The sequence below is a fragment of the Blautia marasmi genome, assembly GCF_900258535.1.
Classification (GTDB): domain Bacteria; phylum Bacillota; class Clostridia; order Lachnospirales; family Lachnospiraceae; genus Blautia; species Blautia hominis.
On the sequence record NZ_OIWX01000001.1, the window covers coordinates 3,058,026 to 3,083,986 of the forward strand.

Annotated in this window: 16 protein-coding genes; 14 read left to right on the forward strand and 2 right to left on the reverse strand. The window is 46.0% G+C overall.

Translation table 11 applies throughout. The annotated features are described in order from the left end of the window. The first annotated feature begins 117 nt into the window (after nucleotides 1–117). The 5 genes from C6P39_RS13200 to C6P39_RS13220 all read left to right on the forward strand — a co-directional run bounded on the left by C6P39_RS13200 (nucleotide 118) and on the right by C6P39_RS13220 (nucleotide 6,472). A complete protein-coding gene (locus C6P39_RS13200) occupies nucleotides 118–1,716 on the forward strand; it encodes a response regulator transcription factor (protein WP_158661562.1) in 1,599 nt (532 codons plus the stop codon). A 278-nt stretch (nucleotides 1,717–1,994) separates the two neighbouring features. Further along, nucleotides 1,995–3,293: an ABC transporter substrate-binding protein gene (locus tag C6P39_RS13205; protein ID WP_104804082.1), complete on the forward strand. Its 1,299-nt coding sequence runs from the start codon at nucleotides 1,995–1,997 to the stop codon at nucleotides 3,291–3,293. 70 nt (nucleotides 3,294–3,363) lie between these two features. Beyond that, entirely contained in the window at nucleotides 3,364–4,245 is an 882-nt protein-coding gene (locus tag C6P39_RS13210; protein ID WP_095172289.1) for a carbohydrate ABC transporter permease, read from the forward strand. Nucleotides 4,246–4,259: 14 nt separating this feature from the next. Then, on the forward strand, nucleotides 4,260–5,111 hold the full coding sequence (locus tag C6P39_RS13215; protein ID WP_104804083.1) for a carbohydrate ABC transporter permease: 852 nt from the start codon (nucleotides 4,260–4,262) through the stop codon (nucleotides 5,109–5,111). Between the two features lie 149 nt (nucleotides 5,112–5,260). Further along, nucleotides 5,261–6,472, forward strand: coding sequence for a LysM peptidoglycan-binding domain-containing protein (locus C6P39_RS13220; protein ID WP_104804084.1), 1,212 nt, complete (start codon nucleotides 5,261–5,263; stop codon nucleotides 6,470–6,472). A gap of 106 nt (nucleotides 6,473–6,578) precedes the next feature. Here C6P39_RS13220 and C6P39_RS13225 read toward each other — a convergent pair whose 3' ends face one another. Then, the gene (locus C6P39_RS13225) at nucleotides 6,579–7,016 is read right to left on the reverse strand and encodes a hypothetical protein (RefSeq protein WP_065543257.1); all 438 of its coding nucleotides are present in this window, start codon (nucleotides 7,014–7,016) and stop codon (nucleotides 6,579–6,581) included. Between the two features lie 263 nt (nucleotides 7,017–7,279). Here C6P39_RS13225 and C6P39_RS13230 point away from each other — a divergent pair, with 263 nt between their 5' ends. The 6 genes from C6P39_RS13230 to C6P39_RS13255 all read left to right on the forward strand — a co-directional run bounded on the left by C6P39_RS13230 (nucleotide 7,280) and on the right by C6P39_RS13255 (nucleotide 15,998). Then, nucleotides 7,280–9,190, forward strand: a complete 1,911-nt coding sequence (locus tag C6P39_RS13230; RefSeq protein ID WP_104804085.1) for a hypothetical protein — start codon at nucleotides 7,280–7,282, stop codon at nucleotides 9,188–9,190. 108 nt (nucleotides 9,191–9,298) lie between these two features. After that, a complete protein-coding gene (locus tag C6P39_RS13235) occupies nucleotides 9,299–10,669 on the forward strand; it encodes an ABC transporter substrate-binding protein (RefSeq protein WP_104804086.1) in 1,371 nt (456 codons plus the stop codon). Between the two features lie 76 nt (nucleotides 10,670–10,745). Continuing rightward, a complete protein-coding gene (locus C6P39_RS13240) occupies nucleotides 10,746–11,624 on the forward strand; it encodes a carbohydrate ABC transporter permease (protein ID WP_104804087.1) in 879 nt (292 codons plus the stop codon). 25 nt (nucleotides 11,625–11,649) lie between these two features. Beyond that, a complete protein-coding gene (locus C6P39_RS13245; RefSeq protein ID WP_104804088.1) occupies nucleotides 11,650–12,492 on the forward strand; it encodes a carbohydrate ABC transporter permease in 843 nt (280 codons plus the stop codon). Between the two features lie 59 nt (nucleotides 12,493–12,551). Continuing rightward, nucleotides 12,552–14,366: a cache domain-containing sensor histidine kinase gene (locus C6P39_RS13250; RefSeq protein WP_104804089.1), complete on the forward strand. Its 1,815-nt coding sequence runs from the start codon at nucleotides 12,552–12,554 to the stop codon at nucleotides 14,364–14,366. A 15-nt stretch (nucleotides 14,367–14,381) separates the two neighbouring features. After that, the gene (locus C6P39_RS13255) at nucleotides 14,382–15,998 is read left to right on the forward strand and encodes a response regulator transcription factor (RefSeq protein ID WP_278277999.1); all 1,617 of its coding nucleotides are present in this window, start codon (nucleotides 14,382–14,384) and stop codon (nucleotides 15,996–15,998) included. A gap of 225 nt (nucleotides 15,999–16,223) precedes the next feature. On the opposite strand, the gene C6P39_RS13260 is transcribed toward C6P39_RS13255, so the two are convergent. Next, on the reverse strand, nucleotides 16,224–17,573 hold the full coding sequence (locus C6P39_RS13260; RefSeq protein ID WP_104803349.1) for an ISNCY family transposase: 1,350 nt from the start codon (nucleotides 17,571–17,573) through the stop codon (nucleotides 16,224–16,226). Between the two features lie 159 nt (nucleotides 17,574–17,732). Between C6P39_RS13260 and C6P39_RS13265 the strand changes: the two genes are divergently transcribed. The 3 genes from C6P39_RS13265 to C6P39_RS27960 are packed head-to-tail and all read left to right on the forward strand — an operon-like array spanning nucleotide 17,733 to nucleotide 25,862. Beyond that, nucleotides 17,733–18,545 (forward strand): Cof-type HAD-IIB family hydrolase, encoded by an 813-nt coding sequence (locus tag C6P39_RS13265; RefSeq protein ID WP_104804091.1) that lies wholly within the window; start codon nucleotides 17,733–17,735, stop codon nucleotides 18,543–18,545. Nucleotides 18,546–18,561: 16 nt separating this feature from the next. Further along, nucleotides 18,562–21,993, forward strand: coding sequence for a helicase-exonuclease AddAB subunit AddB (addB, locus tag C6P39_RS13270; protein WP_104804092.1), 3,432 nt, complete (start codon nucleotides 18,562–18,564; stop codon nucleotides 21,991–21,993). A gap of 2 nt (nucleotides 21,994–21,995) precedes the next feature. Continuing rightward, nucleotides 21,996–25,862 carry a UvrD-helicase domain-containing protein gene (locus tag C6P39_RS27960; RefSeq protein ID WP_242987041.1) on the forward strand — a complete coding sequence of 1,289 codons (3,867 nt, stop codon included), beginning with the start codon at nucleotides 21,996–21,998 and terminating at the stop codon, nucleotides 25,860–25,862. The last annotated feature ends 99 nt before the right edge of the window (nucleotides 25,863–25,961 follow it).

The following is a 25,961-nucleotide window of genomic DNA, read 5'->3' on the forward strand; positions in this document are numbered from 1 at the left end:
ATGAATATGTAACGACAGTAGGCATCCGGCCCATCGCGAAGCGATTTGAATAGGCGGATGCATGTAACAGTTCAGCTGCCTGAGCTGTTACAGATCTCCAAAGATGAGGGTGGTTATATGCAGAAGCTGAAACTTATGATTGTAGATGATGAATATTTGATCAGACAGTATATCCGTAATTGCATTGATTGGGAGAGATTAGGTTACACCATTGTAGGAGAGCTTGGGACTGCTCAGGGCGCGCTTCAATTGGCGGAAGAATTGAAACCGGATGTGGTGCTGACAGATATTTGTATGCCCGGTTTAGACGGTCTGTCTTTTACCGGGCTGTTAAAAGGGAGCTGTCCCAATGTAAGAGTGATCGCCGTTACCGGACATGATGATTTTGAATACGCGCAGCGCGGTATCCGGGTGGGTCTGGATAATTACCTGCTCAAGCCCATCGACGAAAAAGAACTGGAAAACGTGGCACTGGAGATTAAAGAGAGTATCTTATCCCAGCAGTCACAGGATGAGCTGTTTCGGGAATTGACAGATTACAGAAGGCAGAATGAACCCATCGTGCGGGAATATTATCTGAAAAAATTACTGGAGCCTGATTTCCATCAGGATTCTTTATCTGAAAATGCTGTGGATTCTCTGCTGCCGGGCAGGGAGGGATTTTATCAGACCGTGGTGGTGAGTTTTGATGATTTCTCCCAGATAATACTTGGCATGGACATTAAAAAAGGGAACACAGAGTGGATGACGCATTATCTGGAAAAGGAGCTGGAAAATAAAAGGATATACTGGGTGCCGGACAAGTTCGGGCATATAGTATTCCTAAGCCGTGAAGAGGATTTTTCATGGGAAACATTTATGGCTGAATTAGAAGGGAAATGGAAAAAAACGTTTCATTTCCCCATTTATTATGGGATTGGGGATGCAGAGCGGTTTATGAAAGACATTTATAAATCGTATATGGGAGCTAATAATCGTTTGAATTCAGCTATTGTTTTCGGAAACAACCAATATCAGGAGGAAAAAATATTTTCCAGGTTTGAGGGAATGGCCAATCCCATACCCATGGAAGATTTGAAAAAACTGCATGCTTATATTGAAACAGACTCCCCCGCCAAGGTGGAGGAACTGGTCCATAACTGGTTTGAAAAATGGAAGCATATCAATTTTATGGATTTATTTTATCTGAAGCTGCAGCTTCTCAATGCTGTCTTTTATATTTATTCTATGAATACAAAGGAAGAGGCATCTTATGATTTCCATGAGGATTATAAGGAGTATTACCAGCGGATCTTTCAGATACCTACATTAAAGCTTTTGCAGGATTGTTTTCTGGATATGTGCAGAAAGATCATGGAAATGTATCACGATGAAAAGTCTGTCAGGCCGTCCAGCCTGATCTATGCGGTAAAAGAATATGTCAACATGCATTTGTCGGATGCCACGCTGGCGTTAGCGGGAACGGCTGAGAAATTTTATCTGAACAGCAGCTATCTGAGCCGTATATTCAAGAAGGAGATGGGGGTATCTTTTGTGGAGTATGTAAATGCCCAGCGCATTGAACGGGCGAAATCCCTGCTTGAAGAGACTGATTTAAAGATCTATGAAGTAGCGGAAAAAGTAGGGACCGGCAATGCCAATTATTTAGGGATCCTGTTTAAAAAAGCGGTAGGCTGTACGCCTTATGAGTACCGTTCCAAAAAACGTCAGGGTTAAGATCCCTGTACATTGTGTATAACCTTATAGACGGAACTGCACCGGCTTTCAGAAGCGGTGCAGTTCTATTATTCTGTCCGCCAAAGTCATATGCCGGCACGGCCTTTTTTGCTGACCTGCAAAGGGGCCGGAAATCTGTTTCCCGTGGTAAAAATATTAATAGAAATAGTAAAAAGCAAAAGGAAAAGAAAAAGCGAAAATAGGTATAATACAATTATAAAAAAACACGTTAAACTTTGAAAGGAGGAATTGCCGGGTGCTCCCGGCAAGAAAGGAAAATGAGGAAAAAAGGATTAGCGGCACTTATGGCAGCGGCCATGGTAGTATCTTTAGCGGCTTGTGGAAGTGAAGGAGGGGCGGACCCACAAAAGAAAGAGACGGATAATGGGGATACAAAAGGGGTAGAATTAACAGTTTCCCACATTATGGTGAATGAAACGGACAGCCAGGTATTGGCATGGAATAAAGCGCTGGAGGAGTACAAAAAGACACATCCGGATGTTACCGTCAAAGAGGACAAAACAGATAACGAAGCTTATAAGACAAAGTTAAAGACCACACTGGCAGCAGGTTCGGCTCCCGATGTATTCTATTCCTGGGGCGGCGGATTTTCCCAATCCTTTGTAAAAGCCGGGATTGTAGAAAACCTTGACGCTTATGTGGACAGCGGTGTCATTGATATGGATAAAATGATGCCCAACATATGTAATAATTTTTACTATGAGGACTCCTTATACGGACTTCCCCTGGACAGCTTTATCGGCGTACTTATGTGCAACCAGGAACTGTTTGACCAGTATGATCTGAAGGTTCCGGAAACCATGGATGAGATGTATGAGGTATCTAAGGTATTCGTGGAAAATGGGATCACACCCGTGTCATTGGGGGAAAAAGACAAATGGCCCGGGCTGTTCCCATTCGGTATCCTTTCCCTGCGCTACGGAGGTGTTGATGAAAATACAAAACTGTTAAACGGGGAAGGGAATTTTGACCAGGAATTTGTGAAAAATTCCGCAGAAGAGTTGGAGAAAATGGTCAGCACAGGTGTCTTTTCAGACAGCGCAGTGGCGCTCACCAACGATGAGGCGAAAAATGAATTTCTGGAAGGCAGAGCGGCTATGTTCTATAACGGAAGCTGGGGCGTTGCGAATTTAGATGAGGATTCACCTCTGGCAGGACACCTGACAGTGACAAACTGGCCAACAGCCGAAGGCGGTGCGGAGAAACAGAATTCTTATATCGGAGGAGCCAGTGCTACTTTAATGGTTTCTTCTGAATCAAAACAAAAAGAAGAAGCCGTAGAGTTTGCTGTATTTATGAGCCAGAAATTTTCAGAATATGGCTACGAGAGCGGCGCGCACCTTCCCACATGGAAATACGAGGGAGACGCGGAGTTACCGGATATGCAGAAACGTTTAACGGAACTGATGGAAAATGCAGACGGCTTCTGTCTGGCATGGGATACCCTGCTGGATGCAGAGACAGCAGATATCCACAGCAATTCTCTGCAGGGGATCTATGCGAAGCAGACCACGGCAGAACAATATATAGAGGCAATGACGGCAACCAGGAAATAATATGATTTCGGCAGCATAATCTCTATCCCGCAGATTATGCTGCCGATTTTAAAAGCAGGGAGGTGCTATTTTGGATAGATTTTTAGGAAATAAAAAAGCGATCGCTATATTCACGCTTCCGTCTTTGCTGCTGTTTGGAGGCCTGCTGATCGCTTCTGTACTGTTTTCTTTTTACTATAGTTTATTAGACTGGGATGGTATCGGAAAAGGGATCTTTATCGGCCTTGATAATTACATAGAAATGTTTCAAAACACTATTTTCCATAGGGCGGTTATCAATTCCTTTCTTCTGTGTATCTTTACGCTGTTGATCCAGCTGCCGTTGGCCCTGATCCTGGCGTTGATCCTGGCATCACATATAAAGGGTGAAGTTATCTTTCGTACCATATTTTTTATACCGGTCACCTTGTCCACAGTAGTAGTGGGCCAGCTCTGGCTTAAGATCTATAATCCTAATTATGGAGCCTTAAATGAGCTGCTGAAAATGATAGGGCTGGAAAATCTCACACAAAACTGGATAGGGGATGTCAAAACTGCTCTATTCTGTGTATTTATCCCTATCATCTGGCAGAACATAGGGTATCACATGCTTCTGTTGTATACGGCCATCAAGGCCATTCCAAAGGACATCCATGAATCCGCGCAGATAGATGGGGCCACGGGCATAAAAGCAGCCATGAAGATTACCATACCTTTGATATTACCAACGTTAAAGACATGTGCGATCTTTGTTATCACAGGCTCTTTAAAAGCATTCGACATGATCTATGTACTGACAAACGGCGGTCCGGTGAATTCCACAGAAGTGCCCAGCTCTTTGATGTTCAACAGTATTTTTGTCATCAACCGTTATGGATACGGAAGTGCAGCTGCAATTTTTATCGTAGTGGAATGTATTGGCATAGCATATCTTTTGCAGCGGCTGGTGAAGACATCACCGATTGAATATTAAGGGGGAGGAAAAGGATGAAAGAATCATTAAAAAGTATTATCTGCAAAAAGTGCATAAGAATAATCCTTATGGCGTTTTTACTCCTTTTTACTGTGACCTCGGTCTATCCGCTGATCTGGCTGGTGTTTTTCTCATTTAAGAGTAATCAGGAAATCTTCGGCGGCAATATTATGGGGCCTCCCCAAATCTGGCAGGTGAAAAATTATGAGAACGCCTTGCTTGGAGGAAAGGTTTTAGGATATCTGGGAAACAGTGTACTGGTGGCAGTTGTGGTCATTGTTGTATCTACCATTTTGATCTCCATGGTTGCCTATGCAGTGACAAGGATGAGATGGAAACTCAGGGGAGCGGCTTACTGGTTCTTTATGGCGGGTCTAACAATCCCTATCCATGCAACGCTGCTTCCGCTATTTATATTATTTAAGAAGATCAATATACTGAATACGCCGCTGGCTATCGTCATTCCGTATATTGTGTTCGCCCTTCCTTTTGGGATCATGGTGCTGGGAAATCATTACGCAACCGTGCCGTACGAGATGGAGGAGGCGGCCTGTATAGACGGATGCAATATTTATCAGACCTTTTTCAGGGTAATATTACCACTGGTCCGGCCGGCATTGGCTACGATCGCTATCTTTACGTTTTTATCTTCATGGAATGAGCTGATGTTTGCAATGACCTTTATCAGTGATGAAAAATATAAGACACTTACGGTAGGGATCCAAAGCCTGGCTGGTATGTATTATACGGAATGGGGACCTATAGGGGCGGGAATGGTAGTGGCTACGTTCCCAGTGCTTTTGATCTATATTTTATTAAGTAAGCAGGTGCAGAATGCAATCCTGGCAGGCGCCGTGAAAGGATAGGTGCGTCCAGAAAAAGGGGGCGGATGGTTTAGCGGGTGGAACACCCGCACGGCAATGCGCAGCGGATGGAAAACTTTCATTGATTGAGAGGGAAAGGTAGCAGATGGGAATAGGGGTCATATGATAGAGAAAAAAGGATTTTTATTGATATGATCAGAAAAGTATTTTCATATATATTGTTATCAGCGGCTTTTGTGCTGCTCACTTGTACATCCGTGTCTGCCCTCCCTGCGGCTTCGGGGGAACAGCGCCGGGGGATTGATGTGAGTATGTGGCAGGGGGATATTGATTTTGAGGAGGTGGCAGAGTCCGGGGTGGACACGGTCTATATCCGTTCCGGTCTGGGCAGTGATTATACGGACCCGTATTTTGAACAGAATTACGAGAGGGCACGGGCAGCCGGGCTGAATGTGGGATTTTATCATTATGTCACGGCCAGGACGGTCTCCCAGGCTGAGTACCAGGCCCATTTTTTTGTAAATACCATACAGGGGAAGGAGTTCCAGTGCCGCCTGGCGATGGACTTTGAAGACCTGACAACACTGAGTGCCGCTGAGGCCAATGAAATTGGGCTGGCGTTTATCAGGACAGTGGAAGATCTGAGCGGCAAAGGGACCGTGGTGTATAGTGACGCTTATAATGCAGGGGCTGTTTTTGGCGGCGGACTGACAGCGTATCCGCTCTGGATCGCGGAGTATGGCGTTTCTGAACCTTCCTCGGCGGTGAATTGGGATTCCTGGGCCGGATGGCAGTATTCGGATATGGGGAATGTGGCCGGGATCTCTGGGCCGGTGGATTTGGATCTTTATACGGATGCCATGTTTCTGGAAGAACCGGGCAGTGTGCCGGGGCCTGTGCCCATGCCGGAGCCTTCTGCGTCAACAGTGGAATATACGGTTAAGAGCGGGGATACACTTTGGGGAATCGCAGAGATGTACAGGACCAGTGTTTCAGCCATCGTTTCGGAGAATGGGATCGCAAATCCTAATTTGATCTATCCGGGTGAGGTTTTGAGGATCACGCTGGCGGATAATGTGCCTTCTTCAGAGATGAATAACACATATCTGGTGCGCAGAGGGGATACTCTTTGGGGGATCGCACAGATGTACAGGACTTCTGTTGAAAGACTTGCGGCTATGAACCATATCTCTGATCCCAACCTGATCTATCCGGGTGAGATTCTTCAGGTATCTTCCTCGGGAAGTACCGGGGATGTGGGAAGGACTTATGTTGTGCGCTACGGCGATACGTTGTCCGGGATCGCACGCAGGTACGGTACCACGGTTTCGCAGCTTGCGGCAGCCAATGGGATAGAAAATCCTGATCTGATCTATGCAGGGGAGGTACTCACGGTAAATTGAGAAGCGGTTTCAGAGAAGAACAGATATGATCAACAGACAGAAAAAAACGGGGATGTTCCGGAGCATCCCCGTTTTTTTATTCGGCTTGTTATGCCGGCCGCGGCGTTCAATCCACTTTTGCTTTGTCCAGCGCCTCGTTGATGGCGTCCAGCAGAAGCATCGAGGTGTATTTGTTCTCGTCTGTATAGGTAATGTTTTCCGTGGTCTGCGATGCGTAGATCTGGCTGGAGAGCGCATCCAGTGCGGGCTCCATCAGCGGATACATGGCAGTGGTGGTCTCGCTTAAATTTACCAGAGATATGGCATTTATGTGGTTTTCGTCCACAGTAACCTCAACGTCAAATGTGTTGCCATTTAGTGTGATGGGGCTTTTATACACGCCAGCGTGGTAGACAGCGGCTGAAGTGGCGGCTGAGTCGGCTTTCCGGTCTTTTCCGAACATCATAAAGAGAAGAACCGCCAGAAGAATGGCAAGTACCACGAAAATAATGGTATAAATGACTTCTTTCATATGTAATACGACAATCTTGGTCTTTGAGCTCATGGCTGCACCTCCTGCATTCCTTTTTATAACTTATTATGGAAGTGGGGAAAATATGCAAGGATTCTTGAAAGGAGGACAAATTGTTGAGGGGGCGGACGGGTATGGATGGCGCCTTTTATTGTGATAAGTCTGAAAAAGATTTATCACTTTATTATTTTACATATTTGTTTATGAATTTCCATTTCTTTAAATTCAGTGAGTTGATAAACTAAAATTAATTTAAAGAAACCAGATTAAGCCCAATATTAACAGGAGGATTTGATATGAGCTTGGGAAAAAAACAAGAGAATTTCAAGGAATATTGTAAGACTGTACAGGTGAGTCCGGACTACAATACGGATGTAACCGTGTCTCCGCTTTTGTTCGGCAATAACTTGGAACACACCAGGTCCTGTATTCATAACGGAATTTCTGCGCAGATGTTAAAAAACAGAAAATTCGCAGGAAAACCGGAGTGCTACCACGGATGCCCGGCGGGGTGGTATCGAATTGGAGAGAAAACAAATATTATCTTTAACGAGAAAGAGGATGTATCTGTTTTACAAGCCAGTGAAAGTTACACACGGCATGCGGATGATTATCACATGAAGAGAAGGCACGAATGCAATGCGGTGACTATTGTGAATCATTATGGAAAGGAAGAAAGCGGAATCGGACAGAGCGGCATATCCGTACAAAAAGATTGTAATTATGAATGCAGATTGGCAGTAAAAGTATGGCAGCCAACTGTCATACGGATCGCATTGACAGATCGAGACGGCAATATATATATACAGGAAAAATTGGAGTATGACAGGGCAGACTTTGAAGTGAAATCAGTGCTCCTGCATGCCTCAAAACTGGATGAAAATGCAGACCTCACGATTAGTTTTGACGGATGTGGAACCATTTCCATAGGTGCGGTCTCGCTGCTTCCAGAGAAGAATTTCCATGGTATGCGGCCTGATGTCGTAGAATTATTGCGGGAGATCGGTGTGAAGCTGCTGCGCTGGCCAGGAGGCAACTTTGCGGGAGAATATAACTGGAAGGATGGTCTGCTGCCGGTAGATATGAGAGCTCCGTTTGAATCCTATATGGGTCTGGAAACACAGCCACACTCCATGGGGTATGATTTCAATGAGATTAATACTGACGACTTTATAGCACTCTGCCGTGAGATTGGAGCAGAACCGTTTATTACCATTAATCCAACCTGGAATACACCGGAGGAGTGTGCTCAGTGGGTAGAATATTGTAATGGGGATGGAGACACGGAATATGGGCGTCTAAGGATTGAGCGAGGATATAAAGAACCATATAATGTTCGTTTTTGGTCTTTAGGTAATGAATTCGGCTATGGTCATATGGAAGGGGATAATACCCCAATCGGATATGGTAAGAAGGGAATTGAGATCGGTAAAAAGATGCTTGAGGTATCCCCTGGTCTTACTTTGTGTTCCTCTGGTCCTTATCCGAATAAAGACTGGGTGGAACACGCAGCCAGGCCGTTAGGCCAGATCGCGCCGCTGGTATCCCTGCACTCCTATGTGGCCCAGCCGTTATTTGCGGAACCGGATAAATATGCGGAAGAGTATTATGAATGTATTAGTAAAGTAGATACACAGTGCAGAAAATTGGTACACAAAATGAGAAGTGAATTGAATGATGATACGCTGCGGATCTCTTTCGACGAATGGAATGTCTGGTATGGATGGTATCGCCCTAAGAGTGTCAATGATGGGATATTTACTGCCGCAATGCTCCATATGTTGATGGAGGAAGCAAATCCTTCCGGAATCTATATGGCCTGCCATTTTGAAGCGGTTAATGAAGGGGCGATCCGAGTGGAGTGGGATAAATCCTTCCTGACGCCCAGCGGACAGATGTTCTCTGTAATGAAAAATCATATTGGCGGAAAGCTTTGTTTTGCCGTGAGGGATGCTGTGGCTACGGAAAAAAATAACGTGCTGACCATTACGCTCATTAACCGTTCCTACGACGGCACCAAAAAATTTAAGATACCGAAATATGGCGAAACAATGGTATCCTCACTCTATAGTTCGGAGAATGTTCTCCCTTATTCAGATTTTGCGGTAAAGAACGTGGAGCTGCAATTGATGGGAGATAGTTATGAGGTTCTTTTACCGAGACACAGTGTTATGCTGATTCAAATGAAAAACTCTTTGGGGAATTAGGAACCGGACTATTTTGCAGATCCCTTTACTAAATTCCATTCTTTTAGGATTTAACGAATGTTAAACTAAATATATCATTTAGAGGCGTGTATTTGAAAGGAGAAAAAAATGAAGAAAAGAAAAACTGTAATCAGTATGCTGCTTGGTCTTAGTTTACTTGCAAGTCTTTTTACAGGGTGCGGCAGCAAAGAATCGTCTGAATCAGCTGATAATGCATCCAAAGAGAACGCACCCGCTGTAGATGAATCGGACAAGGCCGTAACCGGGGATAGTGGTTATGAGACAACAGGCGAAGAATATGAGATTTATTATATCGCCCAAAGTGAAACAGGAGGCGGGGTTCAAAACCTGCTGGATATCGTTGAGATGTATAAGGAGCAGGTAAATCCCAACTTTACTATGACGATTGAGTACATAAGTGATCAGCAGGCAAGAAACCAGAAAATCCGTACGCTGGCAGCCAGCAATGAGTTACCGGACTGGTTCACCTGTGATATTGATTCATTTTTCTATAAGCTGTGGGATGCAGGTGCAGTTGCCAACGTAGGTGACATATATGATAAGCTGGGGATCAGAGATAATTTCTATCCTATATCCCTTAATTATCCCAGCACAAGCGATGGTGAGATTTGCGGTGTCAGCTGGCAAAGTCAGGCGGAGTTCTTTTATTACAACAAAGATGTTTTTGCGGAAGCGGGTATAGATTCTGCCCCGGCAACTCTGGACGAGCTTCTTGAAATCTGTCAAAAGATCAAAGACACAGGCAAGACCCCAATTGCGATGGATGGGGCATGGAGACTTCTCAGGTATCTTGCATTTGTCCCTTACAGGATGACCGGCAACGAGTTTATTGATGCGGCAGCAGCTGGTGAGGAGGCATTTTCATCTGAAGTCGGCCTGGCGGGCGCTCAGTTTATAGAGGATATTGGCCAGTACTTCCAGGAAGGATGGACTACCGCGGATTCTTCCACGGTTGCGCAGCTTGTTGTTAATGGTGATGCGGGCATGTATTATTCAGGCTCTTGGGATCTTAACATCTTTGGCGATGAAAACATGGAATTGTTAGATAACATTGGTATTTTCACTATGCCGGCTTTAGGTGAGGATGATGTAACCGCACCGGAAGATGGATTCTATAATGGCGGTACTCCCATGGCAATCTCGGCGGAATGTGCAGAGGATGAAGAGTTTTTGAATTTTTTCAGATTTCTGTGGGATCACTATAATGATGGTTGCTTTGAACATGGTTATCTGCCGCCCGGAAAGCCGTCCAGTACAGATGATGCAAGTAAACTCCAGCTTGAACTTTTGGATAACTATGCAAATGCCGGAAGTTTTGCAAAGTGCTGGGATGTAGTAGTGGATGTTGCCACATCTGAAGTCTTGTTGAACGAGACACCCAGCCTGACGTTGGGAAATCTTACTCCGAAGGAATGGGCAGCCCGTCTGGATGAAGCGATTAAAAGAAATTTGCAATAATAGGCTGAACTAAATATATTTTCCGGCCACGAATCGGAGACTTCGTGGCCGGGTTTGTTTGGAAGGGGGAGCTGAGTTGAAATCTAAAAAAAAGCAAATTGCACCCTGGATATTTTCAGGGCCTGCACTGATAGTGTATATCCTTGTTGTGATCATTCCCATAATCTACTCCTTGGCATTTAGCTTCTATGACTATAGTGGTGTTGGAAAGATGACATTTAATGGAATTAATAATTATATAAATATGTTCCGTGACGGTACATTCCGGATCGCAATTAAAAATAATCTGTACCTGATGGCAGGAAGTACAACGATACAGATGTTGATAGGTTTGGGATTGGCAATTCTGTTAAGTAATATTCGTAAATTTACAAATGTTCTGAGAGTGGCATACTTTGTTCCCTGTATTATATCCTCAGCAGCTATCTGTCAGATCTTTTCCAGGATGTTTTCCATCGTACCGGAAGGTGTTATACCGGCGATGATGCGTCTGGCCGGATTGAAGCAAATCGCATTTTTGTCTGAAGCGGATTGGGCGCTGGTCATTGTTATTATGCTGGATGCCTTTAAATTTGTGGGAATGCACATGCTTATTTTCTATTCAGGTCTAATGGATATTGATGCATCTGTTGTGGAAGCAGCTATTGTTGACGGCTGTGGTTGGTGGAAATTACATACTCAAATTAAAATCCCTATGATCATGAATATTATTATAATGGAGCTGGTTCTCTTGATCAACGGAACGCTGAAGGCGTTTGATATCTCTTATATTTTGACAAAGGGCGGTCCGGGCACGACCACAGAGTTGGTTGCTACTTATATGTATAAAACATCTTTTGGTATGGCAAAGTTTGGTGTCGGAAGTGCAATGTCGGTGTTCCTTGCGGTAGAATCACTGCTGGCAGTCGGCATTGTCCGTTACATAGGCAAAAAGCTGCAGCAGAAATACGTCTAGGTCCCAGGGGAAAGGATGGTGTGAAATGAATCGTAATTTGTTGTCAATGAAGAAACCTGTCAGGGTGATCTTTCTTATAGTATTGGTGGTCGTGGCTTTGATTCAGCTTTATCCGTTTTTCTGGGTTGCGATATCCAGTTTTAAAACAGATGCGGATTTAGCACGAGCTGCGTATCTGCTTCCTTCGGAAATTTATATGGGTAATTACCAGAAAGCTTTCCAGTCTGATCTATTTCAATATTTTATAAACAGTTTCTTGGTAGCCGTGGGTGTATTGATTTTTCTGGTTGCACTGGCTGCACCGTCGGGTTATTCTTTAAGTAAGATGCGCTTTTGCTATGCTGAAAAGGTGATGACATTCTTCCTTTTCGGAATGATGATTCCTTCTTTCGCATGCTTGATCCCTATGTTTCAGGTTTACAATGTGTTGAAATTAAGGAACACTTACTGGGCCTTGATCATTCCCCAGGTGGGGTTTGGATTACCCATATGTATATTTTTGTACAAAAATTTCATGTCACGGATTCCGGATTCGCTGACGGAGGCGGCGGCGATTGACGGGGCGTCCTATTGGTATATTTTTAAGAATATTATTTTTCCAATGTCAAAAAATATAACGGTAACGATTCTCACGTTTAATTTTGTGAATGTTTGGAATGAATTTACATATGCAAATACATTTATGTCTGCCGGGAATATGAAAACATTGCCGGTGGGACTCAGTGATTTTGTCGGTGAAATGGGTGGGGTTGACTGGGGAGCTACCTTTGCAACAATTACACTGTCCATGCTGCCGACGCTGATTGTATATGCTGTTTTGAATAAGCAGGTAATTGAAGGAATGACTGCAGGTGCCATAAAATCATAGCGTTTTTGCTGACGGGATTGACTGCGGGGGCTTGGTATCGGTTTAAAGGAGGGACTGGTATGAGAAATATGTCTGTACGGCTGAGAATGTTTTTTAGCTATTCCATTCTTCTGATAGCAGCGTTGATGGTGACTGTGATTGGATCACAGAATATGATGCATAGAGTGTTTCGAGAAACGGTTTTGCAGAGTTACCGCCGTGAACTGGTCTATATTATGAATCGTTTACAGATACAGCTGGACCATGTGAAAGATTATCAAAAATCAATAGCACTGGATACGGTTGTTATGGAAATTCTCGCAGATAATCCGCAGGCCCCGGAAAATGAATTGGATTTTTATAATATGAATCGTATGCTGCGCAGCAGAGTTATCCCCATCATTGGGACGAATCGGTATATCTATCAATATATATTTGTCACTTTGGATGGAACTTTTTTATCTTTTCGTGATGAATCGTTTCCTGCATTGGTGGAGGATGTACTGGGGAGAGATTACTTTGCTGTAAACAATGCAGAACGGAGTCTTATCCTGGATGGCCCTTATGAGATGAACGGAGTTAACGGTGAACGGCTTCAGTTTTTCGTGCTTTCTAAACAGGTGGTGGACTTGATGACCCTCAATCCGTTAGGCTATATCGCTTTCATTATTGAGGAAGATTTATTTTCAGATGTTTTTGAGAAAAATCTGCCATATGAGATGCAGGTTGAATTTTATCTGCTTTCGGAGAAACTGCAGGTATTATCTTCCTCGGATAAAGAGACCATCGGCAGCGACTTCATTGCAGGGCATAATCTAAGCAGTGATGAAGTCCGTCAATTGCAGGAAGAGGGAAGCTGTGAGATTACGGAAGGGGAGGATACGTTACTCTACTCCCTTATGCAGATGGAAGACAGTGAATGGAGTGTTGCTTATGTTACATCTATGGATACCTTATTGAGGAGCCAGGGCATGGTTTTTCAGATGACCATGACCATAGGCATGATAGCCTGTGCGATTTCACTATGCATTGCTTTTTCAATTGCAAACCGTATTACCCAACCAATCGGTGCCCTCTCCAGGAAAATGCTTAACTATCATACAATGAAAAGGACGGGGGAAGACAACACAAAGTTTTCAAGTAATGAGATACAGAATCTATATTACGCTTTTGATCAAATGTTGGAAAATTCTGAGAAGATGACGCAGCAGATTTACCAGGATCAGGAGGAAAAGAGCAATTACCAATTTCAGCTCATCCAGTCTCAGATCAAACCACATTTTTTATATAATACGCTGGAGATGATTAAAAGTCTGGTGGATTGTCGAATGTATGAAGAAGCCGGGGAAGCGGTGATGGCAATGTCACAGTTTTATCGCTTGTCTCTAAATTGGGGCAATGATATCAGTTCCGTTGCGCAGGAAATAGAATTATCACGGAAGTACCTGTATATCCAGCGGTTACGTTATGCAGAATATATGGACTATACGATTACGGAATGTGGAGGGATGGATAAATATTGTATTCCAAAGCTGACACTACAGCCATTATTAGAAAATTCAATCTACCATGGAATAAAAGAAAAACAGGAAATGGGAAAGATTGAATTGAGTGTCTCGGAGACAGAAGACAGTCTCATTTTCCTTGTCTGGGATAATGGAGCTGGAATCGCTCCCGAAGCATTAAAAAAGCTGCGGGATTCTCTGAAAAGTACAGATAAAAAGAAGGAGAGTTCTTTCGGCTTGTATAGTATAAATCGAAGGATACAACTTTTTTTCGGGCCGGAATACGGATTAGAGATTGAAAGTGAACAGTGGGTTTTTACACGAATCATCATGACAATTCCGAAAGTCAGCTCGAATGATCTTCAAAAAGGAGTCCGGGGGGGGGTGTAAAAAATTATTCATACCATTGTAGTAGTTGATGATGAGTATTACTTTAGGCAGGCAATGAAACAGTACTTATCTGAATGGGAAGATGAGTATCAGTGTGTTGGGGAAAGTAAAAACGGAAAGGAAGGCCTGGGGTTGATCCGGAAATTGCGTCCGGATATTGTGCTGATGGACATCAATATGCCTGTTATGAGTGGTTTAGATGTCATACAAGCATTGGCTGATGAGAATTCAGGAGGTGAACCCCAGAGAAAAATAATTCTTTTGACCGGATACGATGAGTTTGAATATGCCCGGAAGGCAGTTCATTTGGGAGTCTTTGATTATCTGTTAAAGCCAATTGATAAACAGCAGTTAAAAAAATGTTTGGATAAAGCGTCTTCTCAAATAGAAGCAGAAAGGCTGCGCAGTGCCCGTATCATGGAGCTTGAAACCAGGCAGTATATTGCAACGCCGATGGTGAAGGAGCATTTTGTGAATAAGGTTTTTTCTGCAGACAGCAGATCGGACTGGTCAGAAATAGAAGGAATGGCCGGAAAGATTCTGGATTTGCAGGAGGAAAACAGATGGATGGTATTTATCCTGGATGCATATTTTGATAATAAAGAACACAGATCGGGGAGAGGGGATTCTTTCTATTATTTTACGATTTCTAATATATTAACGGAATTATTTGAAAATAGGGAAATCCAGTGTATGACCAGTGTAGATAAGGAGAGTCTGCATGTGGTCGTAACCGGAAAACTATCTGTAGGAAAGCTGGAGTCTGTGGTTTTGGAAGTACAAGAGTATCTTCTTGACTTTATAAAGCACAAGCTTCCCCTGGAATTTTTGATCAGTGAGGGATCTGCCAAGGAACGGCTGCGGGATATAGGCGTTTCCGTACATGAGGCGAGTGTAGTACAGAGATTTATGCTTATGTATCGGAAAACAGGGATTTATAACAGCTCACATCTTAATCTTAGTTATGTGAAGCTGAGTGATTTTTTTGGTGACCGGTCCTCACAGATTATTTTGTATATTCGTACGGTAAACATTTCGGCAATGGAGTCCCTGGTGAGAGAGATTTTTTCGGAAATGAAAAAGAATGAGGTACGGCCTGAGATTATTTTACGAAGAGCCGATGACATGGCGTCCTGTGCATTTGAGGTGTTTCAGCTTATAGAAGAAGATTTGACGGAGGATGATAAATTCTTACCAATGTTTCCTCCGAAATTTTCCATAGGAGATGTTGATCAAATCCAAGCGGAAGTTTTGCGGTATATCACAGATATCATGCAGACGATGGGAGAACGAATGGCGGAGAAAAAACGTTCTCTGCCGGTAAAAGTGATGTACTATATCGAAGAAAACTATCACCGGTATGATCTCGCATTGTCGGAACTATCTAAAGTATTTGGAGTAAGCAAGACAATCTTATGCCAGCAATTCAAGGAAACGAATAAGATGACCATTGGAGAGTATATATTACAGATACGCATGGTTCGGGCAAGGAAAATGTTTGATGAGGGATACCATAATGTGGCATATGTTGCTGAAAGGTGCGGGTATGAGGATGCGGGATATTTCAGCAAATGCTTCAAGAAGTATTTTAATATTTCCCCCAGGGATTATTGTGAAAAGAGGAGGGATTAAACCGTTTGTGATTTAGCAGGCAAAAAAATATATATTGTATGAGGAAAGCATCCCGGCAAGAATCGGTTATTGAAAGATATAGAATCTTGCCGGGGTGTTTTTTTGATGGCCACTGCAGCCCCGGCTGAGAGAAAAACAAGGTGTCAATAACTTTTGAAAATGTCACTTTTTATTGTTCAGTTTCACTTGAGAAAATGTCACTTCTGTAAAAGGGCTTTTGCCCTTTTACGAAGCAGACTGCTGTTTCTCAAAGAATAGTTCATATAAAAATTTTAGCGACAGGTTGTAATCTTCCATCCACCAGATGGCTTTCCATTCATCGCTGCTATGGCGTAGTTGTAAATGGGGTTCTACGGTTTTGACCACCTTTTTGGACACTTTTATGCTGGCATTCTTGTTTTGTGGCTTTAGATACCGTATGGTTTCGTATATGCGCCCTCCATAAGCAATGCGAATCCCATACCGGGGATTGAGGAGCACCTCAATCTCCCTTCTCGCATTAATAATCGGAAATCCTTCGTCTAAGATCTGGAAACATCGGTTTTTGAACGAAAAGGTTCCAGCTGCATCGGTCTTCCTTTTATGCTTCACACAGAGAATGGTATCAATATCCATTCCTTCTGCCAGAGGAACGAAGATAGATTCTGCTTCTGGCTCAACGGAAAACCTCTGATTGAACAGCTCTTTGTATTCTTCTTCCAAGAAGCGGTTGGCATCTGCTACGGTGGTGATTCCACGCTTAGCGAATTCGACGGGGAGACGGCTCTGTAAGGTTACCCATAAACGTTCAATGCGCCCTTTGGCCTGTGGCGTCTTCGCAAAAATCAGGTCTATTCCCAGTTCATGCATGGAACGTCCAAACTGGGTCAGGTGGACCGTCTTTCCGGCGATCAGTTCATCCATGGTGAGCTTTCCTGTTTTTGGGGAACGGAAAATGGTGTGGTTGTCTGAGTAAATGGTTTGAGGGACACCAAAGTCCACACAGCATTGGCGCATCGTCTCGAGGTAGCCATAAAGGCATTCGTTCTGTGTGAGGAAAAGACCGACGACATTGCCCGTGGCATCATCAATTGCCCCATGGAGGGCGTATTTCGTGTTTCCGCCAAACCATTCATAGGGAGTAGCATCTATCTGGATGAGCTGGCCGGGGTGTGGTTTTCGCGTCCGCCGGTGTGTCCGGTGACGGATTTTTTTCTTTTTGGGGCTTTCAAAACCTGCATTTTTTAGTATACTGGAAAGTGCAGAATAGGAAAGAGCGATTCCAAAATCTGCGAGCAGTATGTCTTTGAAATGGAGGAAGTTGGCCCTAGACAATTCCGGGCGGGAATAAATCTTAAGGACAGCTTCCTTCGTTTCATCTGTAACAGCGTGAGCAGGCTTTCTACCAGTATTTTTATGAATCAGTGATTCAGCGCCAGAAGTAAGGACCCCTTTCTTTAAACGTGTAATCTGGCGGGTAGAAAGGCCAAGAAGTGAAGCTGCCTGTTGTCTGGAAATAGACTTGTCGATGAAACGATTGATGACAGTAAATGTTTTTAGTTGTTCTTGTGACAATGTAATTTTACCTTCTTTCATAACTTTTATAGTTTATCAAAAAGAGACAAAATCTCAAGTGATTCTTAAGGAGACATTATCACAAGTTAATAACACTGAGAGAAAAACAAGGTTGGTTCCCTCCATAATTTGTGATACACTGGTTGCAGACAATTTTGTCACCAAGGAGGCAGGAGGATTATGAAATACCGATTACTTGTGCTGGATATTGACGGCACAGTTACCAATACAGAGAAAAAAGTGACACCCAGGACAAAAGCGGCCATAAAAAGACTACAGGAGCAGGGGACTTTGGTAGCTATCGCTTCCGGGCGGCCCACCAGGGGAATCGCTCCGGTGGCGGATGAACTGGAGTTTGATAAGTATGGAAGTTATGTGCTGGCTTTTAACGGGGCCAGGATCGTGAACTGGAAGACAAAGGAGTGTATCTATTCCAAAACGCTTCCCCTGGGTATGCCCAGAAAGCTCTACCGCAGTGCCGTGCGGCACGAGGTGGGAATCATCACTTATGAGGAGGAGCAGATCATTGCGGGAACCACTCCGGATATCTATATGGAGACAGAATCAAAGATCACCGGGCTGCCCATTTGTCACAGAAAGGATTTTCCTAGTTATGTAAACTTTCCGGTAAACAAATGTCTTCTTACAGGGGAGCCGGATGAGCTGGAGCGGATCGAGCCTCTTTTGGCGGAGGAATATCTGCACGAAGCCCAGATCTTCCGCTCAGAGCCGTTTTTCCTGGAGGCAACGCCAAAAAATGTAGACAAGGCCTACTGTCTGGAAAAGCTTTTGAAGATCTTGGGCATATCCAGGGAGGAGATGGTGTGCTGCGGGGACGGCTATAATGATATTTCCATGATACAGTTTGCCGGGCTGGGCGCCGCCATGGCAAATGCCCAGGAAAAGGTCAAGGATGTGGCTGACTACATCACTGTCCGGAGCAATGATGAGAACGGGGTGGAAGAAGTGATAGAGAAGTTTTTTTATAACTGATCGGAGGAGGAGATACATGCCGCTGCATTTTATTTTCGGTGCTTCAGGCGCCGGGAAATCACATTATATTTACCAGAAGATCATACAGGAGTCCATGGAGCATCCGGGGAAGCAGTATTTAGTGCTGGTACCGGAACAGTTTACCATGCAGACGCAGAAAGAACTTGTGATGATGCACCCCAGAAAGGGAATCCTGAACATTGATGTTCTGAGCTTTGAGCGCCTTGCCTACAGGGTGCTGGAGGAGACCGGGGAATCCTGTGCACAGGTGCTGGAGGAGACCGGGAAGAGCCTGGTGCTTCGGAAGGTATCACAGGAAAAGAAAAAGGAATTGAAGATCCTGGGGGAGAAAATGAAAAAGCAGGGCTATATTTCCCAGATGAAGTCCATGGTGTCAGAGCTGAAACAGTATGAAGTCACAAAAGAGGATATGGATATCATGCTGGACTATGCCAAGGACAAGCCGGAGCTTTATTATAAGCTGAAGGATATCTCTGTGCTGTACCGGGGATTTTTTGATTACCTGGAGGGAAACTTTATTACCCAGGAGGAAGTGCTGGAGGTTCTGGGACGTGTGGCCGGACAGTCTGAAAAATTATCGGGATGTGTGATGGTGCTGGACGGCTACACCGGATTTACCCCTATTCAGCTTCAACTGCTGGAAAAGGTCCTTCCCCTGTGTGAAACTATGTATGTGACCGTTACTATGGATGAACGCCTGGACGCTTACCGCCAGGGAAGCCCCCATCATCTTTTTCATCTGAGCAGGGAGACGGTGTCAAAGTTATGTAAACTTGCCAGGGCAGCAGGAAGTCAGGTAGAGGAGACCTGGGTAAAGGGAAACGGAAGGTTTGTTGGCAATGAACCCATGGAGTTTTTGGAACAGAACTTGTTCCGGTTTAAAAAGGAGATCTATACGAAAGAGCAGCAGGCGGTCCACATCCGGGAGAGCAGAAATCCGGCACAGGAGATGGAGGAGACGGCCCTTTTCATACGCCGCCTGATGCGGAAAGAAGGGTACAGATGCCGGGATTTTGCGGTCATCACCGGGGATATGGAAACCTATGCGGACCATGCAGCAAGAGCTTTTTTAAAGTTTGATATCCCCTGTTTTATTGACCAGAAGAAGTCTGTGTTCATGAACCCCTTTGTGGAATTTCTGCGTTCGGCTGTGGACATGCTCTTGGAAAATTACAGCTACGAGAGTGTTTTCAGGCTGCTGCGCTGCGGGCTTTTGGACTTGCAGGGGCAGGATATGGACAGGCTGGAGAACTATGTGCTGGGCATGGGAATCCGGGGCTTTGGAAAATGGCAGGAGGAGTGGGTGCTCCACTACCGGGGAGAAAAGCCGGAGGAGGTTGTGGAGATCAACAAAATCCGAAAACAGCTCATGGAGATCCTGACCCCTTTTACAGAGCAGATGAAGACCAGAAAAGGAACCGTCTTAGAGCGCGTGTCTGCGTTTTATGGGTTCATCACCGCATGCGGTATCCAGGAAAAGCTTGACAGGAGCGGGAAGGTCTTCGCTTCGGAGAACGCCATGGACAGGGCCAAGGAGTATAGTCAGATTTATCCCATGGTCATGGACCTGTTTGACAAGATGGCAGAGGTTCTGGGGGAGGAGAAAGTGAGCCTCCGGGAATTCAAAGAGCTGCTGGAGGCCGGTCTCTCCGAAGTGAAGATCGGTATCATCCCTCCAAACTCGGACCAGGTGCTGGTGGGGGATATGGAGAGGACCAGGCTGAAAGACATAAAGGTGTTATTCTTTGTGGGCGTCAATGACGGGAAGATTCCAAGAGAGGACGCTGCGGGAAAGATCCTGTCGGATCTGAACCGGGAGGATTTAAAAGACTCCACGGTTACGCTGGCTCCTACCTACCGGGAAAATCTGTATACACAGCGGTTCTATCTGTATCTGAATATGACGAAGCCTTCGGACAAACTGTATCTGTCGTACAGCAGGGCTGACGATGGAGGAGAACCCATGACCCAGTCTTTCCTGATCGGCGCGGTGCAGAAGCTGTTTCCGGCTCTTGTTTTAGAACGCCCCTCCGAAGATTCTGCCTGGAAGGTGGAAAATCCCCAGAGTGCCCTGGAGTATCTGGCGCAGGGCTTCAAGGAGATCCTTGATAAGGAGATGTCCCCTCTCTGGAAGGAGCTGTTTTCCTGGTACCAGAAGCAGGAAATATGGCAGCAGACCATGCAGAACATGGTGGAAGGCGCATTTCGGGTCAACCCTGAGGACGAGATCGGAAGAAGTGTGGCAAAGGCCCTCTATGGAACGACCCTGGAGAACAGCGCCACACGTCTGGAACTGTTTGCCCAGTGTGCCTGTGCCCATTTTCTGGCTTACGGGCTGGAGTTAAAAGAGCGGGCCAGATATGAGTTCAGTCCCATGGATATGGGGAATGTACTGCACAGCGGCCTGGAGCGGTTTGCAAAGAAAATGCATGAGAGCGGCATTCCCTGGACAGACCTTGACGAGGAACAGATGGATGAGATGGCAAATGCCTGTGTGGAGGAAGTAGTCTCTTACTATGGAAATACCATACTGAAAAGCAGTGCCAGAAATGAATACATGGTCAGCCGGGTAAAACGGATGATGAAGCGGACCATCTGGGCATTGACCAGCCAGATGGAGCAGGGAGCCTTCACGCCAAGCCGTTTTGAGGTCTCCTTTGCCATGGCGGATTCCCTGGAGAGCATTAACATCACATTGTCAGAAGAGGAGAAGATGAAGCTTCTGGGGAGGATTGACCGCGTGGATACCTGTGTGGAGGAGGATAAGATCCTGGTGAAGGTCATTGACTATAAATCAGGAAATACTTCTTTTGATCTGCTGGCGCTGTATCATGGCCTTCAGCTTCAGCTTGTGCTGTATATGAATGCGGCTCTGGAATTGGAGCAGAGGAACAATCCCGATAAAAAGGTGGAGCCTGCAGGGATCTTTTATTACAATATCAAGGACCCTGTGGTGGAAAAAGTGGAGGAGGAAGACCCGGAGGCGCTGAACCGTCGTATTCTGAAGGAACTGCGCATGAACGGCCTGGCTTCCTCAGACAGAGGCGTGCTGGAAAAACTGGATGTAAATCTGAGGGAGAACGGTGCTGCCTCCCTGAGTGTCCCTGTGACCATCAATAAGGACGGAAGTTTGTCACGAAATTCCAGCGCAGTCAGTCCGGAACAGTTTCATCTGATATCAAATTATGTAAACCAAAAAATGAGGGAGATCGGCCGCAGGATCCTGGCGGGGGAGGCAGAGACTCTGCCCTATGAGATGGGAAAACGGAATGCCTGCCAGTATTGCCCCTATAAAGGGGCCTGCGGATTTGACGAAAAAGTGACAGGATACCGCTACCGGCGGCTGAACCCTCTGAAACCGGAGGAAATATGGAATAAGATGAAAGACGGGGAAAAGTCCGGGGACCCTGTGGACAAGGAGGTGTAAGTATGGGAGTGATGTGGACAACAGAGCAGCAAAGGGTCATTGATGCCAGGGGATGCAACATACTGGTCAGTGCAGCAGCAGGGAGCGGCAAGACGGCAGTGCTGGTGGAGCGTATTATAACCATGATCACAGACCCGGTGCATCCGGTGGATATTGACAGACTGCTGATCGTGACATTTACGCGGGCGGCAGCAGGGGAGATGCGGGAGCGGATCCGTCTGGCAATTGAGAAAAAGCTTGCAGAGGATGAGGACAATGAACATCTGCAGAAACAGAGCACCCTGCTTCACCACGCACAGATCACCACCATTGACAGTTTTTGTTCTTATGTGGTAAAGAATTATTTCCACCTGATCGACCTGGACCCATCCTACCGGATGGCGGAGGAAGGAGAGCTGCGCCTGATGCAGGGGGATGTGGCAGCGCAGGTACTGGATGACGCGTACGGCAGGAAAGAGCCGGAGTTTCTGCAGTTTGTGGAATGTTTTTCCACCGGCAAGACGGATGAGGGGATTGAGGACATGATAAAGCGGCTCTACACCTTTTCCGTCAGCTATCCGTATCCGGAGGAGTGGCTATTATCCTGTAAGGAGGCTTACCATATCTCTTCCAAAGAGGAACTGGAGCAGGCCGGGTGGATGCAGATGATAAAAGAGGATATCCAAAAGAGTCTGCAGGAAGCCATGAGTCTGGCAGACGCGGCTCTGGACACGGCCATGGGGGAGGGCGGCCCTTACTATTATGAAAATGCACTGCAGTCTGACAGGACCTTTATACAGAAGCTGCTCAAGACAGATTCCTTTGAGGAATGGCAGAAATTGTTTTCCGGTCTTGCTTTTGCCAGGCTTTCAGCCAAGAAAGACCCGCAGGTATCGGAGGAGGCAAAAGAACTGACGAAAAATCTGCGGCAGCAGGTAAAGGATTTGCTGGGGGAGCTGAGGGAGCAGTATTTTTCTCTCTCCCTGGATGCGGCTGCCCGGTACGTGCAGATGGCCGGAGGCCCCGTGCGTGTGCTGATCGACCTGACACTGCAGTTTACGCAGGCCTATGCAGAGAAAAAAAGAGAGAAAAATATTCTGGATTTCCCGGATTTGGAGCATTTTGCTTTGAAGATCTTAGTAGATCACTCCCAAGAGGGAGACAGGAGGACCCAGGCGGCGAAAGAGCTTGCCGGGAGGTTTGCTGAGGTCATGATAGATGAGTACCAGGACAGTAACTTTGTCCAGGAAAAGCTATTGAACGCCGTTTCTAAAATGGAGGATGGAAGCAACAATATTTTCATGGTGGGGGATGTGAAACAGAGCATTTACCGTTTCCGTCTTGCAAGGCCGGATCTGTTTATGGAGAAGTTCAAGACCTATTCCACAGCAGGCGGAGACTGCCTGAGAATAGACCTGCACAAAAATTTCCGAAGCAGGAAAGAAGTGCTGGACGGCGTGAATTTTCTCTTCTACCAGATCATGGGGGAGGCCCTGGGAAAAGTAGAGTATGACGAAGCGGCGGCCCTGTATCCCGGGGCATCCTTTCCCCCGTATGGAAAAGAGGAGGAGAACAGCTGCCTCCGGTCAGCGAGCCTGGCCGGACAGGATGAGGACACGGAAACGTCGCTGCTTAAGACGGACGGGACACAGTGGAAAAGCACAGAACTGCCGTTAGCGGAGACGGACGAGGCAGAGCGTCAGGACCGGGGACTGACGCTGTCTAAGACGGACGAAAGCATGTGGAAGGACACGGAACTGCTTCTGGTGGAGACGGATGAGGAAGAATGGAAGGTCATGGAATCCGGTGAAAACGTGCAGGAGCTGGAAGCCAGGGCTGTTGCGGGTAAGATTCAGGAATTTGTGGGTTCCTATCCTGTTCTTGACAAGGCTACAGGGAAGTACCGTCCCGCCAGATTCAGTGACTGCGTGATACTCTTAAGGACACTGTCCGGCTGGTCGGAGACCTTTAAACGTGTCCTGAACGCCCAGGGGATTCCGGCCAGTGTGACCACAAAGACCGGGTATTTTACCGCGTCAGAGGTTATGACTGTGTTAAACTACCTGCGGATCCTGGACAATCCGCTGCAGGACATCCCTTTTACCGGAGCCATTCACAACCTGCCCGGCGGATTTTCCATGGAGGAGCTTGCGCGTGTGAAATGTGCAGGCAAAGAGAAAGAAATATCAGGGATGTATCAGGCGCTTCTGGCAGCGGAAACACTCCATGAATGTGAGGATGCAGAGGACAGAAAGATTGGGGAAAAGGCACACAGATTCCTGGAATTGTACAGAAGTATCCGAAAGAAGGTTCCCTACACACCCATGCATGAGCTGCTTTGGGAGATTTACGACAGAACAGGACTTTTTGACTATATCCGGGCAGGTGCTTCCGGGGAACAGCAGAAAGCAAACCTGCTCATGCTGCTTCAGAAGGCCAGAGACTATGAGAGCACCAGTTACCGGGGACTGTTCAACTTTGTACGGTATATAGAAAATCTGCAGAAATACCAGGTGGATTTTGGGGAGGCCAACATCCTTTCCGAAAATGAGGATACAGTGAAGATCATGAGTATCCACAAGAGCAAAGGTCTGGAATTTCCTGTTGTATTTGTCTCCGGTCTGGGAAAACAGTTCAACCAGCAGGATGCCAGGGCATCCCTGGTCATGCATCCCGATCTGGGTGTGGGCGCAGACTGGGTGGATGCCAAATACCGCACCAAAACACCAACCCTCTTAAAAAAGGCGGTACAGCGTCAGATACAGATCGAGAATCTGGGGGAGGAGCTGCGTATTCTCTACGTGGCGCTGACCCGCGCAAAAGAAAAACTGATTCTCACAGGCTGTACCTCCAGGCTGGAGAAGCGGCTGACAGCCCTGGAGCCTCTTAAAAAGCAGGAGGAGCGCAGGATATCCTACGGCAGGCTTGTGAAAGCCCGCTGTTATCTGGACTGGATCTTTCCCGCCCTTGCAAGGCACCGCTGTATGGACCGGGTATATCTCTCCTATGAAAAACGTCCATACGCGCTGAATCCCCTCCATAACCATGAGGCGGGCTTCCGTGTGCAGGTAATCTCGCCTGCAAAGCTTACCCTGGAAGAGGCAGAGACCAGGATGATACAGATGATGAAAAAACAGGAGATCCTGGGATTTGACACCAACGAAAGCTGGGATAAGGATGCAAAGGAGCAGATAGAGGAATGCTTTACCTACACTTATCCATACCCGGACCGGGAAAAGATCCCTGCAAAGGTTACGGTTTCCGAGTTAAAGCGGCTGCACATGGAGGATGAGGAGAGCACTGACTGGTATGAGGAGGAAGAGGTGGTTCCATACATCCCTTCATTTATCGAGAAACGGGAGGAGGGCCTGACCGGAGCCGGAAGAGGTACCGCATACCACAGAGTATTTGAATGCCTTGACTTTTCAAAGGCCGGTTCCGTTCAGGAAGTGGAGGAACAGCTTGCATCTCTGGAATCCGGGCACAGGATAGACAGGGAGGTCCGGCGTACAGTTTCGCCCCGCGATGTGTATCAGTTTGCTGTTTCTTCTATTGGAAAACGCATGGCAAAAGCCCAGGCCGCAGGAATGCTTTATCGGGAACAGCCTTTTGTCATGGGGATTTCTGCCGACCGGCTGCGAGAAGAGTATGCTGGGGATGAGAGCGTTTTGGTACAGGGGATCATTGATGCCTTTTTCTATGAGGAGGGCAGGATCATATTGGTAGACTACAAAACAGACAGGGTATGGCGCAGAAATGGCAGTGATCTGGTTGAAAAATATAGGGTTCAGCTTGATTACTATACAGAGGCTTTGGAGCGGATGACGGGTAGGAAGGTGTCTGAAAGGTATATCTATTCGGTGGATATGCAGAAGGAATTAATTGTGTAGGGGGAGATGCGGAGGTGGGCACTGCCTGGGTCAAAAAGCGGCGGAAGAAAAGAGCAGTAAGATTTACAGCCATACTACTGCCTGGTAACGCAGGAGAAG